At 60.4% G+C, this 13970-nt stretch carries 12 protein-coding genes; 5 read left to right on the top strand and 7 right to left on the bottom strand.

Annotated features, from left to right (window positions below; genetic code table 11):
- Window positions 1-3 precede the first annotated feature (3 nt).
- The 5 genes from H7688_RS01880 to H7688_RS01860 form a co-directional block, all read right to left on the bottom strand.
- A complete protein-coding gene (locus H7688_RS01880; protein ID WP_281379380.1) occupies window positions 4-1359 on the bottom strand; it encodes a TRAP transporter large permease in 1356 nt (451 codons plus the stop codon).
- Window positions 1360-1388: 29 nt separating this feature from the next.
- Entirely contained in the window at window positions 1389-2051 is a 663-nt protein-coding gene (locus H7688_RS01875) for a TRAP transporter small permease (RefSeq protein WP_183359326.1), read from the bottom strand.
- Window positions 2052-2126: 75 nt separating this feature from the next.
- Window positions 2127-3134: a TRAP transporter substrate-binding protein gene (locus H7688_RS01870; RefSeq protein ID WP_183359325.1), complete on the bottom strand. Its 1008-nt coding sequence runs from the start codon at window positions 3132-3134 to the stop codon at window positions 2127-2129.
- A gap of 608 nt (window positions 3135-3742) precedes the next feature.
- Window positions 3743-5122, bottom strand: a complete 1380-nt coding sequence (locus H7688_RS01865) for a sigma-54-dependent transcriptional regulator (RefSeq protein WP_183359324.1) — start codon at window positions 5120-5122, stop codon at window positions 3743-3745.
- Window positions 5123-5323: 201 nt separating this feature from the next.
- A complete protein-coding gene (locus H7688_RS01860) occupies window positions 5324-7876 on the bottom strand; it encodes a PAS domain-containing sensor histidine kinase (protein WP_183359323.1) in 2553 nt (850 codons plus the stop codon).
- Window positions 7877-8531: 655 nt separating this feature from the next.
- Here H7688_RS01860 and H7688_RS01855 point away from each other — a divergent pair.
- The 5 genes from H7688_RS01855 to lgt all read left to right on the top strand — a co-directional run bounded on the left by H7688_RS01855 (window position 8532) and on the right by lgt (window position 13185).
- Window positions 8532-10373, top strand: coding sequence for a UbiD family decarboxylase (locus tag H7688_RS01855; protein ID WP_183359322.1), 1842 nt, complete (start codon window positions 8532-8534; stop codon window positions 10371-10373).
- An 11-nt stretch (window positions 10374-10384) separates the two neighbouring features.
- Window positions 10385-11137 (top strand): TlyA family RNA methyltransferase, encoded by a 753-nt coding sequence (locus H7688_RS01850; protein ID WP_183359321.1) that lies wholly within the window; start codon window positions 10385-10387, stop codon window positions 11135-11137.
- 184 nt (window positions 11138-11321) lie between these two features.
- Window positions 11322-11666: a histidine triad nucleotide-binding protein gene (locus tag H7688_RS01845; protein ID WP_183359320.1), complete on the top strand. Its 345-nt coding sequence runs from the start codon at window positions 11322-11324 to the stop codon at window positions 11664-11666.
- Between the two features lie 92 nt (window positions 11667-11758).
- Window positions 11759-12268, top strand: a complete 510-nt coding sequence (locus H7688_RS01840; RefSeq protein WP_183359319.1) for a DUF4124 domain-containing protein — start codon at window positions 11759-11761, stop codon at window positions 12266-12268.
- Window positions 12269-12411: 143 nt separating this feature from the next.
- Window positions 12412-13185, top strand: coding sequence for a prolipoprotein diacylglyceryl transferase (gene lgt, locus H7688_RS01835; RefSeq protein WP_183359318.1), 774 nt, complete (start codon window positions 12412-12414; stop codon window positions 13183-13185).
- Window positions 13186-13190: 5 nt separating this feature from the next.
- Here lgt and H7688_RS01830 read toward each other — a convergent pair whose 3' ends face one another.
- Window positions 13191-13616 (bottom strand): ATP-binding protein, encoded by a 426-nt coding sequence (locus H7688_RS01830; RefSeq protein WP_183359317.1) that lies wholly within the window; start codon window positions 13614-13616, stop codon window positions 13191-13193.
- Window positions 13617-13630: 14 nt separating this feature from the next.
- Window positions 13631-13969, bottom strand: coding sequence for an STAS domain-containing protein (locus tag H7688_RS01825; protein WP_183359316.1), 339 nt, complete (start codon window positions 13967-13969; stop codon window positions 13631-13633).
- Between the last annotated feature and the right edge of the window lies 1 nt (window position 13970).

The raw sequence follows: 13970 nt of genomic DNA, 5'->3' as shown, positions 1-13970 counted from the left end.
CGCTTACATCATCCCCATCATCTTCGGTAGCCAAATGGACAGTGACGGCCAATAGGTGACGATGATCAGGAAGACCACCATCGTCATGAGCCATGGCATGACCGCCACTGTCAACTCTGTGATACTGAGCCTTGAGATGCCGCTCGCCACGTAGAGGTTGAGGCCGACCGGCGGGTGGCACAGGCCCACCTCCATGTTGGCGTCGATCAGGATGCCGAAGTGCACCGGGTCGATCCCCAGTTTCATCGCCGCCGGGAACAGGATCGGCGCGAAGATCAGGATGATGGAAGAGGGCTCCATGACGTTACCGGCCAACAGCAGCACCATGTTGACGAAGATAAGGAAGGTGACCACACCCAGGTCCTTACCGAGGATCCAGTCGGCCATCGCCTGCGGGATGTTCTCATGCGACATCAGGAAGGAGAACAGCACCGCGTTGGTGATGATGTAGAGCAGCATCGCGGAGAGGTTGGCGGACTTCAAGAGCACGCGCGGCACATCCTTCATCCCCATGTCCTTGTAGATGAAGACCGAGATGAAGAAGGCGTACACGGCGGACATGGCGGCCGCTTCGGTGGCGGTGAAGATGCCGGAGTAGATGCCGCCGATGATGATTACCACCAGCATGAGCCCCCAGACACTCTTTTGGAACGCTACCAGTCGTTGCCCCCAGCTGGCCTTGGGCAGCCGCGGGTAGCCGCGCTTCTTGGCGACGTACCAGGTCACCACGCAGAGCATGGCGGTCAAAAGCATCCCCGGGAAGAGGCCGGCGACGAAGAGCGCGCCGATGGAGGTGTTGGTCGAGATGGCGTAGATGACCTTGGGGATGGATGGGAGCATCAGGATCCCCAGCGATCCGGCGCAGACGATCACCCCCGCGCCAAAGCGCATCGGGTAGCCGTGCTGCACCATGGCCGGCAGGATGATGGAGCCGATCGCGACCACGGTAGCGACGCTCGATCCGCAGACCAGGGCAAACATGGCGCAGGCGACGATGCCGGCCAGGGCGAGACCGCCGTTTAAGTGCCCGATCATGCTGGTGGCGAATTCGATCATCCTGCGCGCCACGCCGCCGTGGGTCAGGAAGTTGCCGGCCAGGATGAAGAAAGGGATCGCCATGATCTCGAACTTCTCGATGCCGGTAAAGAGCTTGAGTGCCACGGCCTCGATAGGGACGTTGGTCAACAGGTAGAGGAAGGTCAGTACCGTAAGGCCCAACGCGATGGAGACCGGAACCCCGGTCAGCATCAGTGCCAGGAGCAGGGCGAAGACGATGCCGACGTTTCCATAGATGAACCCGACGCCCAGCAGGACGACCGAGATGCCGATCAGCCAGCCCGCAGCCTTCGGTTTGCTCATAAGAGGTAATGCTGCGATATTCTCCATGCTCATTTTACGGTACCTCCCGCGGCGGCATCGGAATTGGCCGGGTACAGCTCGGACTTCTCGATGGACTCTTCCTCCAGCCCTTCGACGTGGGCTTCGTCATGATGGTTGTGCGGCAACTGCCCGGTCTTCAGGAAACGCCAGCCGACCTGTATGAACCGGAAGCACATGAGATAGGAGCCGAGAGGAACCGCCGAGTAGATGAACCAGGTAGGCCACTCGAGGTCCGGGGTGATGGGACCCTCGGGGATGTCCCCGGTGGCCAGCCCCAGCTTGTGGAACAGGGCGTAGTGCAGCCCGTTTTCCCACACGAAGGTGGCACCCAGGGTGCCGATGATGCCGGTGAAGAGGGTGCCGCAGATGATGGAAACCATGACCCCCTTGGTGCGCCAGTCGACGGGGAGACGGTTCACCAGGACATCGACGCCCACGTGGATGCCGGAGCGCACACCGTAGGCGGCCCCGAACTTCGCCATCCAGACAAACATGTAAATGCAGAGTTCCTGGGCCCAGCTGAAGCGGATGTTGATCAGCCAGTCCTGGAGCCCCGGGATGGGAAATCCCGCGGCATACCGATGAATAATCGAAAGAAAGATGACGAGCGTTGCTGCGCCCATGAGGAAGGTGATGATCCACTCCTCTAGGTGGTCAAGGTATTTCATCATGACGTGTCTCCTGGAACGATCGCTAATACCTGGGGCCGCTGCCGTTACGGCAGCGGCCTTTTACGCACTGTTTCTTTAGTTTGAGGTGTAACCGGTGGCCTGGTAGACCTCTTTGACGATGTCGGCACCGATACGGCTCACGTTTTCCTTGTGGGCCTTGTCCATCGCTTTTTTCCACTCGTTCTTCTCTTGGGCGGTCAGGGTGATGATCTGGGAGCGGCCGGACTTCTTCACGCCTTCCAGGGCCTCGTCGTTGTCTTTTTTAGCCACGTCGTTGGCAAATTTGGTGGCGTCCTTCATGGCGCTTTCCAGTGCGGCACGGATGTCCTTGGGGAGGCTTTCCCAGAACTTCTTGTTCACGATAACGGCGTAGCCCAGGTAGCCATGGTCCGATACGGTCACGTACTTCTGCACCTCGTGCATCTTCTGGGTGTACAGGTTGGAAGGGGGGTTCTCGGTGCCGTTCACGACGCCGGTCTGCAGTGCCTGGTACACCTCGGAGAACGCCATGACCTGCGGGATGGCGCCTAAGGAGCGCATCTGGGAGTCGAGCACCTTGGAGGACTGGATGCGCATCTTCTGGCCTCTGAAGTCGGCGACGTGCTTGAGCGGCTTGTTGGCGCTCATCACCTTGAAGCCGTTATCCCAGTAGGCGAGCCCCAGGATCCCCTTGGGCTCGAGTTTCTTCAGGAGCTTCTGGCCGACCGGACCCTGGGTTACCCTGTGCAACTCCTGGTAGTTGTCGAAGATGTAGGGGAGGTCGAACACCTCGAACTCCCTCACGCCCAAGGGGGCGAACTTGGCGAGCGACGGTGCCAGCATCTGTACGGCGCCCAGCTGGAGGGCTTCCATCTCTTCCTTGTCCTTGTAGAGCTGGCTGTTCGGGTAGACCTCGACCTTCACGCGCCCTTTGGTGCGCTCTTCGGCGAGCTTCTTGAAGTAATCTGCTGCCTGGCCTTTCGGGGTGTTCTGGGCTACCACGTGGCTGAACTTGATGACGATCGGTGCGGCGGCTGCGGTCATCGGCAGGGCGAGAGCTACGGCGCCTACGACCAGGCTTTTCAGCAGGGCGTTAAATTTCATTGTCTTCCTCCTTGGTGTGATGGTGAAATGGCTCGTTGTTTTATTTTTTGAGGTGCAGGTGCAACATTCAACATTAAAACGTGCGGCTAGGTGAGGAGTGCTGAATGCGTATACGAGACATGGTTCTATTGCAATTGCGGTACCATCGTTGATCTTCGCTAAGTAGCTTAAAAGGTGGAGTTGAAAAGTTCAGAAAGACGGTTTAGGGAGGTTGGAGGAAGGGTGTGGTGGCGGAAATTGGCCAACCCTGTGGCGGATAGTTGCCAAAACCGGAGCCACAGGCTCACCAATAAACGGTGACTAATTGAAGTCTGGGAGCTTTGGATGGGGTGTGAAAAAATAGAACAAGGTGCTGATGGATTCCGTGCGCTCTCCTCTTAGGAAAAGGGAAACGAATACCCTCTGGCTCCCCATTTCTATAGGGGAGAACCTGGGGGGCCCTACAGCGCTGCACGGTAAAAGGATCGATACGTACCGAGAGTTTGGAGGAAGCTTCGCAAAGGGGAGGGCGTTAGTTCGCCTGCCGTGTCTCACGGGGATCTCAGCACGTGAGGTCGTGGCTTTAAAATCAGACGGGGGTAACAGGGCGTCCATGTCGGTGGTGTGAATTACAGCCCGTACTTCTCCATCTTGTACCGCAAGGTGCCGCGCGGGATTCTCAGGATCTGTGCCGTCTGCAGCACGTTGCCGGCAGTCTGTTGCAAGGCCTCAGCAATCAGGGCCTTTTCGATGGCGCCCATGGCCTCCTCGAGACCGAGGTCCGGGGGGAGCATGGCAAGCGTGATGGAACCGAGCCCTTCGCTGGTCTGCGCCGGCTGGCCGCCCCTGATCTCCTGGGGGAGATGCTCGGGGAGCAGGGTAGGACCGCTGCGCATGATGCAGATGCGCTCGATGACATTTCTCAGCTCCCTGATGTTGCCTGGCCAGCTGTAGAGCTCCATCAGGCGCTCTGCTACCGGTGAAACGTCCCGGAAGCCCCGGCCGAAGGAGCGGCTGAAGCTGTCCAGGAAGTACGAGGCGAGGGCGGCGATGTCGGCCGGGCGCTCCCTAAGCGGCGGGATGTGAATGGGAAAGACATTGAGCCGGTAGTAGAGGTCCTCGCGGAAGCTCTTGTCGGCGATGCGCGCCTTCAGGTCGCGGTTGGTGGCTGCGACCACCCGGACGTCGATGCCGATATCTTTCACGGCTCCGACACGGCGGCAGGTCCGCTCCTGGAGTACGCGCAGGAGTTTCACCTGCATCGCCATGTCCATCTCGCCGATCTCATCAAGAAAGATTGTCCCCTGGTGAGCCTCTTCGAAAAGCCCTTTTTTGCGACTGCTGGCACCGGTGAAGGCGCCCTTTTCATGCCCGAAGAGTTCGCTTTCCAGAAGTGCGGCCGGAATTGAGGCGCAGTTGATGGCGATGAATGGGGCGTCCTTGCGGTCGGAGTAATCATGGATGGCGCGAGCCACCAACTCCTTGCCGGTTCCCGACTCGCCGGTGATGAGGACCGTGGACGGGATGCGGGAGATCTCCCTCACCTGGGCTGCGATCTCGTGGAAGGCCTCGCTGCGGCCGATGATGGGTGAGCGCCCCGGAAACATCCCGCCGGTCTGTTTGAGTTTACGCACCTCGCGCTTCAGGGTCTGGGTTTTCAAGGCCAGTTTGACGATGAGGCGCAGGGCGTCCGACTTGAACGGCTTCTTCATGTAGTGGAAGGCGCCCAGTTTAAGCGACTCCACCGCACTCTCCACCGATCCATAGCCGGTTATGATGATCACCAGGAGCTCAGGGTCGAGCTCTTTCAGGGATTTCAGGATCTCGATGCCGTTCTCGCGCCCCAGGTTCAGGTCGAGTAGCGCCAGGTCGATCTCCTCGCTGGAGACGATGTCGCGTGCCTGCTGGCCGGAGGCTGCAGTTAGAACCTGGAATCCTTCGCTGGAGAGAATCCGCTCCACGTTTTCGCAGATGAAGGCTTCGTCGTCGATGATGAGGATTTTTTCCATGGTTTATTCCTTCAGCGGTTGCCTGGTGCCCTGGCAACCCGGCGGCTGTACGGGTAACAGGTTAACCTTGCCTTCAAGTCAGCAGACCTCTGCTTCAAGTCCGTGGGCCACAGCTTCGAGTTTTCTCCTCTCAGCGTCGTTACTGCTCAGTAAAAAGAAATCATCCGAGCTTGGCAGCCTGTACTTATTTGGGACCTGGCGTCACCGAGGCTCCCCTGTCTCAGGTGGCGTTGGCACCTGTCCCGGAGACGTCTCCTGTCCCCGTCGCATCGGCAGTTCGAGGCTAAAGAGGGTGCCGCTGCCGGGGTCACTCTTCACGCTGATCCTTCCCCGGTGTTCTTCCACGATGCGCTGGGTGATGGATAGCCCCAAACCGGTGCCGGCACCCTTTCTGGTGAAGAACGGCTCGAAGATGAGCGGCAGATCCTCGGGATCGATCCCGGGGCCGTCGTCTCCGATCTCAATGATGGCAAACTCCCCACGGGTAAAGGTGCTAATGGTGATCCTGCCACCCTGCGGCAGGGCCTCCTGGGCGTTGCGGATGATGTTCATGAGGGCCTGCTTAATCTTTTCGGGATCCAGCTTGAACGGGGGGATCGGTTGCTCTTCCAGCGTCAGGAACACCTCGCCGCGTTCACAAGGGCGCCGCATCAGGAGAGCGGTGTCGTGCACCACCCGGTTCAGGTCGGTCTCACGGAACTCGGCGCGCGCCGGGGAGGAGTAGTTCAACAGCGAGTTGATGAGTCCCTCCACCCGGGATATCTCCTCGAGCGCCTTGCTGATCATGAGCTGGTCCTGGGAACCCGCGGCGGCCTGGTCGTGCAGGTCGTCGAGCAGCAGCGAAATCCCGGTGAGCGGGTTTCTTACCTCGTGGGCGATGCCGGCCGCGAGCTTGCCGAGCGAGGCGAGGCGATCCAGGCGCATCATCTCCTCGCGCAGTTTCTCCTTTTCCGTCTCGTTGCGCAGGGTAACGGTGAGCCCCTTCTCCGCCTCGGCGCCGATAGGGAAGCACCCGACATCGAAGTTAGTCCGGCCGGCTCCGCGCTCGAAGCGAAACGGCTCGCGCCCGAAACCTTGCGCGCCGGAGAGTACCCGGTCGATGTGCTCGGCAAGCCCCTCCCACCCGGCGAACACTTCTCGGTAATGGTCCCCTTCCTGTGCCGAATCCCCCAGGAACAGACGTCCGGTCCGGTTGATCGAGGTCATCCTCCCGTCGGGAGAGAAGGTGACGATGCCGCTCGAGATACTCTCGAGGACGCTGGTCTTGAAGTTACGCTCGTCCAGGATTTCCAGCCGCGAGTTCCTGAGCTCGTCCAGGGTCGAGAGGATGCTCTGCTTGCGTGACTCCAACTCGTCGGCCATGAAGTTGAAGGTCCCGGCCAGTTCGCCGATCTCGTCCGCCGAGGTGACCGGGACGCGCACGTGGCTGTCGCCGGCGGCGAGCTTGTGGGCCCCCTCGTTCAACTGTTTGAGCGGGATGCTGATGCCGCGCGACAGGAGCCAGGCGGTGAGCGCCGAGACCAGCGCGGTGGCCAGGATGATGATGGCCGAGGTGGAGCGGTGCCGGCCGAGTTGCCGGTTGATGAGCCGGCTCCCCTTGCGGGCCGCCTCGTGGAACTGGTCCACCTGGAAGCCGATGGTAACTCCGCCGAAGATCCCGTACTTCTGGTAGTCACCGGTGTCGTAGGGGATCGGGGCGTAGGCCATGATCTTCTTGGCTCCCCCTACGTTGGTGATGTCGACGTAGCCGATCTGCTTGTGCCGGATCGCGGCCGACACCTTGGGGTAACTTGGGTGCACGAATCCGGCCCGGTCCAGGTTGAAGGGGATCCGACCGGTATCGATGTCGATCTTGCTGGAGTGTTCAGTGTAGGCCGGAACAGGTTTGCCGTTACGGTCGAGCCCCCTGATGTCCCAGAACTTGGGATGGGTGATGATCCATCCCTCGTCATCGAACAAGAAGGCGTAGTTACCGCTGTTGTAGGAGGGGAACACCGTGGAGAAGTTCTTGCCGGGATCGATGTGCTGGGTGAACTCCATCAGGTGGCGGTGGTCCAGCGAGAGCAGCACCATTCCCGCGAAGCGCCCGTCCGGGTCAAAGAGCGGCGCGCCGAAGCGGATCACCCCTTGGTAGGTGGTACCGTTGTAGGCCGTTTCGGGGGTGGTGGCGCCGGCCAACTGCTCCTGGCGTGAAACGTGGAAGCCGGTTAAATGCGAGACGTAGATTTCGCCGGGTTTGAGCCGCTTGATACGGTTGAAGTAATCCTCGCTCAGGTACTCGGTGCGGGCAGGGTCTGCGATGTTGCGCAACTGGGCGGCGGGGACGAACCGGTCGTCCTTGATCATCATCTGCTCTTGCCCGGTGGCGTCGATGAGGGTTACCGACCGGTAGAGCGGCAAGAGGCCGCGCACCTCCTGGGGGGCTTTGCCGTTGCCGTTACGTTGCCAGACCTCCGAACGCCGGGTGCGGTAGAACTCCAGCAGGGTGGGGCGGTCCAGCTTGGTGCGTGATAGAAATACCAGGTCGCTTTCGCACTGGTGCAGAAAATCTGAGACGTTCTCCGCCACCTGTCGGGCGCGCATCTTCAATGATTCGGAGGCCTGGAGGTCGTCGGATTCGGAGATTTCGGCAGAGAGACTGGAGCTGATGGACTGCAGGTTGATGAGCAGAATGGTGGACGTGACAAGGAGCGGCGCCAGCGACAGGAGCAGGGTGATGATCAGGATCTTTCTGAAGATCGTGTAGCGCGGCAAAGAGACTCCGGTACGGCAAAGGGTTCTGTCGTTCGGGGTATCTGCTTGATACTACTTATGTCGCGGTGCGGTCAAGTTTTTAACGGGGATGCATGGGATGAAGGCGATGAGAACCAGGAAAATCTAACAGGGATAAATAGGACGAATGGGATAAAAACCACGTAAACCTGACAGGGATGCATGGGATGAAGGGGAGGATAACTTCAGAAATCTAACAGGGATGAATGGGATAAATGGGATAAAAACACGGCGAGGTGTTGGGCCCTGATCGTTGACGGTACAGGCCGGACCGGTTTTACCGGGCTTTGCTTTATCCCATGTATCTCCTTCATCCCTGTTAAAAATCCACGCCGACCATTCGGCCTTGGTCGTTGGTGGTTAAGGCCGGTCCAGTTTGACAAGGTTTTGCTTTATCCCATGTATCCCCTTCATCCCTGTTAAATAATACCCGCCAACCATTCGGCCTTGATCGTTGGCGGTTAAGGCCGGTCCAGTTTGACAGGGTTTTGTTTTATCCCCTGTATCCCTTTCATCCCTGTTAACGGTTTTGCCTTTTATCCCCTTCATCCCTGCTCAGGTTTTGGTTGACTTGCCAGCGGGGGTGCTTTAAAAATAACCCTGCAATTTTAGCCATCATTTTCCCCGGAGGGTACGGTTGGGATATCGAAATCTTGCCGCGTGCGTTGCGGATCTGGAGCGTAACGGTTCGCTCATCCCCATCGATCAGGAAGTCTCGGCAGACCTGGAGATCGGGTCGATCCAGAGACGGGTCTACCAGGCCGGCGGCCCGGCACTCCTCTTCACCAGGGTCAAAGGCTCGAACTTCCCGATGCTGGGAAACCTTTTCGGCACCCTGGAACGCACCCGCTTCATCTTCCGCGACACCCTGAAGGCCATCGAACGCTTGGTTCAGCTCAAGATCGACCCGCGCTACCTTTTAAAGGAACCTGCCGCGCTCGCCTCCGTGCTGCCCGCGGCCTGGCACCTGCTCCCCAAGAAGGTGACGGACGGTCCTATCCTCGCCAATCGCACCACGATAAGCGGCCTCCCCCAGCTCAAATCCTGGCCCGACGACGGCGGCGCCTTTATCACGCTCCCCCAGGTCTACTCGGAAAGCCTCAACGCACCCGGGGTGCGCCACTCGAACCTTGGCATGTACCGGGTGCAACTCTCCGGTGGCCAGTACCGCCAGGACGCCGAGATCGGCATCCACTACCAGATCCACCGCGGCATCGGCTTTCACCACGCCGAGGCTCTGGAAAAGAAGGCCCCCTTCCGGGTGAGCATCTTTGTGGGGGGCGCCCCCTCCATGACGGTGGCTGCCGTGATGCCGCTTCCCGAGGGGATGCCGGAACTCTCCTTTGCCGGTCTTTTGGCCGGGCACCGCATCGAGATGGTCGAGCGCGAGGGGGGACTGCCCATGCCCGCCGAGGCCGATTTCGTCATCACCGGCATCATCGACCCCGAGAAAACCCTCCCCGAAGGTCCTTTCGGTGACCACTTCGGCTATTACAGCCTGGCACACAAGTTCCCGGTCCTTAAGGTGGAGAACGTCTACCACCGCGATGGCGCCATCTGGCCCTTCACCACGGTGGGACGCCCCCCCCAGGAGGACACCTCCTTCGGCGCCTTCATTCACGAACTGACCGGTCCGCTCATCCCGACCGTGGTCCCCGGCGTGCGCGCGGTCCACGCGGTGGACGCCGCGGGGGTGCACCCGCTGCTTTTGGCAGTAGGGAGCGAGCGCTACGTGCCCTACTGCGAAAAGCGCACCCCCCAGGAGATCCTCACCATCGCGAACGCCATCCTCGGGCAGGGGCAGCTCTCCCTGGCGAAGTACCTGATGATCGCGACCCACGAAGATGCGCCGCAGCTCGATATCCACGACATCCCGGCCTTCCTCTCGCACGTGCTGGAGCGCTTCGACCCGCGCTGCGACCTGCACTTCCAGACCGCCACCACCATGGATACCCTGGACTACTCGGGATCGGGGCTGAACAGCGGCTCGAAACTGGTGCTCGCCGGTGTGGGTGAGAAACGTCGCGAACTGGGGACCGAGCTTCCCGCCGACTTCCGTCTCCCGGCAGGGTGGAGCGCCCCAGGCATCTGTCTTCCCGGCGTGCTGGCACTGCAAGGCCCGCCTTGCCGGCTTGCCAAGGGTGAGGCGGATCCTGAACTCGAAAAGCTCTGCAGCTTCTTGGAGAGCGTGCCGGGGCTCGAGGCCTTCCCGCTCATCGTGGCTTGTGACGACAGCCGCTTCACGGCCGAAAGTCTCAACAACTTCCTCTGGGTTACCTTCACCCGCTCCGATCCGGCTGCCGACCTCTACGGGGTAGGCGCCTTTACCGCTGCCAAGCACTGGGGCTGCCGAGGCCCCCTGGTCATCGACGCGCGGGTGAAACCGCACCACGCGCCGCCGCTTGTCGAGGATCCGGAGGTGGAGCGTCGCGTGGATCAACTGGCTGCCCCGGGCGGGCCGCTGCACGGCCTGTACTAGCGAGGGAGACGGTGACTAAAGAGAGATTGGACAAACTCGTCTTCGAGCGTGGGCTGGCGCCGTCGCGCGAGAAGGCGAAGGCACTCATCATGGCCGGGCAGGTGGTGGTGGACGACCACCTAGCCGACAAGGCAGGCCTCATGGTGCCGGTCGAGGCGGAGATCCGCCTCAAGGGGGAGCCGCTTCCCTACGTAAGCCGCGGTGGGCTGAAACTCGCCAAGGGACTGGAGCACTTCGACATCGTGGTCGCGGGGCTGGCCGCCATCGACGTGGGAGCCTCCACGGGCGGATTCACCGACTGCTTGTTGCAGCGCGGGGCGCGCCTGGTCATCGCGGTGGACGTGGGTTACGGGCAGCTCGCCTGGAAGCTGCGCGAGGACCCGCGGGTGGTGAACCTGGAGAAGACCAACATCCGCTACCTGGAGCCGGAAACACTCCCCGAGCTGCCGGAGCTGGCGGTCATCGACGCCTCCTTCATCTCGCTGGACAAGGTATTGCCGCAGACCCTGCGCCTGATCGGCCCGACCGGGCGCATCGTGGCACTCATCAAGCCGCAGTTCGAGGTGGGGCGCGGCCAGGTGGGGAAGGGTGGCGTGGTGCGCGACGCCAAGAAGCACGAGGAAGTCGTGGAAGGGATCACCGAGCTCGCCGTGGGGCTGGGGCTTGAAGTGCTGGGCGTCTGCGAATCGCCGATCCTGGGACCCAAGGGGAACAAAGAGTTCCTGATCTACCTGAAGAAGACTCTAAAGGCAATTGACAATTGACAGTGGACAATTGACAATGTTTGCGCTGGTGGAGGGGACTGGCTCCGCAGGGTGTCTGTCCCCTTTTCTGCCGCAGTTAACTGGCACGGCTACTGTTCCCTGCCAACCTGCCATTGGGTGCTTTTTCGGCTTATTCATAGTCAATTGTCAATCGTCAACTGTCAATTGAGTTCAAGGAGGCTTTATGAATGATTGTCTCTTCTGCAAAATGGCCAGCGGGGCCATACCGGTCAAGAAGGTGTTCGAGGACGATGCGCTCTTCGCCATCGAGGACATCAACCCCCAGGCGCCGGTCCATATCCTGGTGATCCCCAAGGAACACCTGGTGAACTCGCTCGATCTCGCTCCGGCCAACGACGAACTGATCGGCCGGGTCTACCGGGCCGCGGCGCAATTGGCGCGGGAGCGCGGCGTCGCCGAAGACGGCTTCCGCATCGTGAACAACAATAACGCCGGAGCGGGACAATCGGTCTTCCACATCCACTTCCACCTGCTGGCCGGCCGCAACCTCGGGTGGCCTCCGGGCTAACCGGGCTTGGAAGAACCCCCCGTAAGGGGAGGGGGCCACCTGCTTGACTGCAGTGGTACCATCCCGTAGCCGCTACGCCAAAGGAGAGGGAAATGAAGAAACTGCTTGTGCTGCTTTTCCTTTTTTGCCCGTTTACCGCCGGTGCCGTCACCTATCAATGGACCGATAGCCGGGGGACCATCAACTTCACCGAGGACCTCGGTAAGGTGCCCAAGAAATACCGCAAGAAGGTGAAGGTGCTGGGGGTCGACGAGAGCGGCGCGCCGCAGATCATCGATTCGGTGGAGTCGGCCAAGGGCAAGGGAAAGGATCCTGTGGCCCACCCCCCGGCGGGCAAGGAGAAAACGGGGACCAGCGCCAAGGAAGATGCGGCCCAGCGCAACGAGTACCTGAGTGCCAAGGTGAATCTGCAGGCGATGGAGAACAACGTGGCCGACCTGAAAGCCCGCCTCGCCGACAACTCGAAGATGTCGCGCTCCGAGTACCTCTCTCTGCAGAACACCCTGAAGCAGGAAGAGTACCGGGTACTGGAACAGAAAAAACGGGTGGAACAGTTGCGCGATAGCGCTGCCCGGTCCGGTGCGAGCCTGGACGCTAAGTAGCCGCAGACCCTACCTCTCTCGCCAGTTTTCCAAAGGGTGCCCCCGCCGTCGTTGTAACGGCGGGGTGCCTGTTGGCGGCCGCGATTGACACCCCGCCAGTTTGCTGCTAGCTTAGCAGCCCCACTACAACCTGGAGCACGTGCATGACTTTTCCCCATATCGACCCGGTGTTCCTCAAACTGGGACCGCTGGAATTTCGCTGGTACGGACTGATGTACATCTGCGGCTTCATCGCCGCCTACTTCATCATCTCGGCAGGCGTGAAGCGGAAGGGGCTGCCGCTTACCAAGGACGACGTCGCTGACCTCATCTTCACCGTGGCCATGGGGGTCATCCTCGGCGGGCGCCTGGGTTACATCCTGTTCTACAACTTCTCCTACTATCTCGAGCATCCCCTGAAACTCTTCGCGGTCTGGGAAGGGGGGATGTCCTTCCATGGCGGGCTCACCGGCGCCATCGTCGGCGGGTTCATCTACCTGCGCAAACGCAAGATCCGCTTCTACCAGATCGCCGACATCGGATTCCTGGCCGGTCCGGTGGGGCTGGGGCTTGGGCGCATCGGCAACTTCATCAACGGCGAACTCTACGGCCGGATCACCGACGTCCCCTGGGGTATGGTTTTCCCGACCGGCGGACCGCTGCCGCGGCACCCCTCGCAGCTCTACGAGGCGTTCTTGGAAGGGCCGGTGATGTTCCTGGTGCTCTGGATCATCTCGCACCGGGTGAAACAGGAAGGGGTGGTGTTCTGGTCCTTCATCGGGCTCTACGGGCTTTTCCGGTTCCTGGTGGAGTTCGTCCGGGAACCCGACGCTCAGCTCGGCTTTCTGGCGGGGGGGCTTTCCATGGGGCAACTTTTGAGTCTTCCCATGTTTCTCGTGGGGGTCGCGATGGTGATCTACCGCGTGCGTAAGGGGTAGGTGGGTTACACCAGCTTCTTCTTCATCTCCAGGATGTTCTCCTTGCAGTTCTTTCGGTAGGAAACCGAATCCATCAGCGAGCGGATCAGGAAGATGCCGCGCCCCCGGTCCTCAAGTTCTTCGAAGTTGGGCGGCGGGATCGAGTTGATGTCGAAACCCTGGCCGTCGTCGTAGACCCGGATGGTCAGGTCATCGAGGCGGATGGTGATGACGATGCGGACCAGCTTCTCCGGCTCTTTGGGGCCGGCGTGCTTGATGGCGTTCACCATCGCCTCGGTGAGCACCAGGTTCAGGTGGTAGGCCAAGGTCTCCCGGTCCCCGCTGTAGCGCTCCAGCTCGCGGGCGATGTCCTCCCCGATCCTGCCGATCAGGCTCAGGTACCGGGTCTTGTTGGGGACCTTGATGTCCACCTCGATCGCATTGCCTTCCATCTGGTGCCTCGCTCTTACTGGAAGTTCTCGACGGCTTCCGGTGCGGAGGGGAATATCTCGAAAACCCGGTGCAGACGGGTCAGCTCGAACATCGACTTGACCTGGGACTGCAGCGACGACAGTTTCAGGTTGCCCTGGTGCGAGATGGCATTTTTGAAGCCGGAGACCAATGCACCCAATCCGGAACTGTCAATGAAACGCACTTCTTTAAGATCTACCAGTACGTTCTTCTTGCCTTCCTCAAACAGCTTCTGGACCGCAGCTTTCAGATCGACCGAGTTGTGCGCATCCAGACGCTCCTCCTTTACGTAGAGAATGACTATGTCGTTCCTCGTTTCTTGTTCCAGATTCATG

Source organism: Geomonas limicola, from assembly GCF_014193675.1.
Classification (GTDB): Bacteria; Desulfobacterota; Desulfuromonadia; order Geobacterales; family Geobacteraceae; genus Geomonas; species Geomonas limicola.
Note: the sequence above shows the minus strand (reverse complement) of the source record. Positions and strands in the feature narration are given on the sequence as shown.

Excerpts from the sequence above, each read along its gene's own strand:
- H7688_RS01875 (WP_183359326.1), bottom strand. The coding sequence starts at position 2,051 with ATGATGAAATACCTTGACCACCTAGAGGAGTGGATCATCACCTTCCTC.
- H7688_RS01880 (WP_281379380.1), bottom strand. The coding sequence starts at position 1,359 with ATGAGCAAACCGAAGGCTGCGGGCTGGCTGATCGGCATCTCGGTCGTC.
- H7688_RS01845 (WP_183359320.1), top strand. The coding sequence starts at position 11,322 with ATGAATGATTGTCTCTTCTGCAAAATGGCCAGCGGGGCCATACCGGTC.
- H7688_RS01865 (WP_183359324.1), bottom strand. The coding sequence starts at position 5,122 with ATGGAAAAAATCCTCATCATCGACGACGAAGCCTTCATCTGCGAAAAC.
- H7688_RS01840 (WP_183359319.1), top strand. The coding sequence starts at position 11,759 with ATGAAGAAACTGCTTGTGCTGCTTTTCCTTTTTTGCCCGTTTACCGCC.
- lgt (WP_183359318.1), top strand. The coding sequence starts at position 12,412 with ATGACTTTTCCCCATATCGACCCGGTGTTCCTCAAACTGGGACCGCTG.
- H7688_RS01830 (WP_183359317.1), bottom strand. The coding sequence starts at position 13,616 with ATGGAAGGCAATGCGATCGAGGTGGACATCAAGGTCCCCAACAAGACC.
- H7688_RS01825 (WP_183359316.1), bottom strand. The coding sequence starts at position 13,969 with ATGAATCTGGAACAAGAAACGAGGAACGACATAGTCATTCTCTACGTA.
- H7688_RS01870 (WP_183359325.1), bottom strand. The coding sequence starts at position 3,134 with ATGAAATTTAACGCCCTGCTGAAAAGCCTGGTCGTAGGCGCCGTAGCT.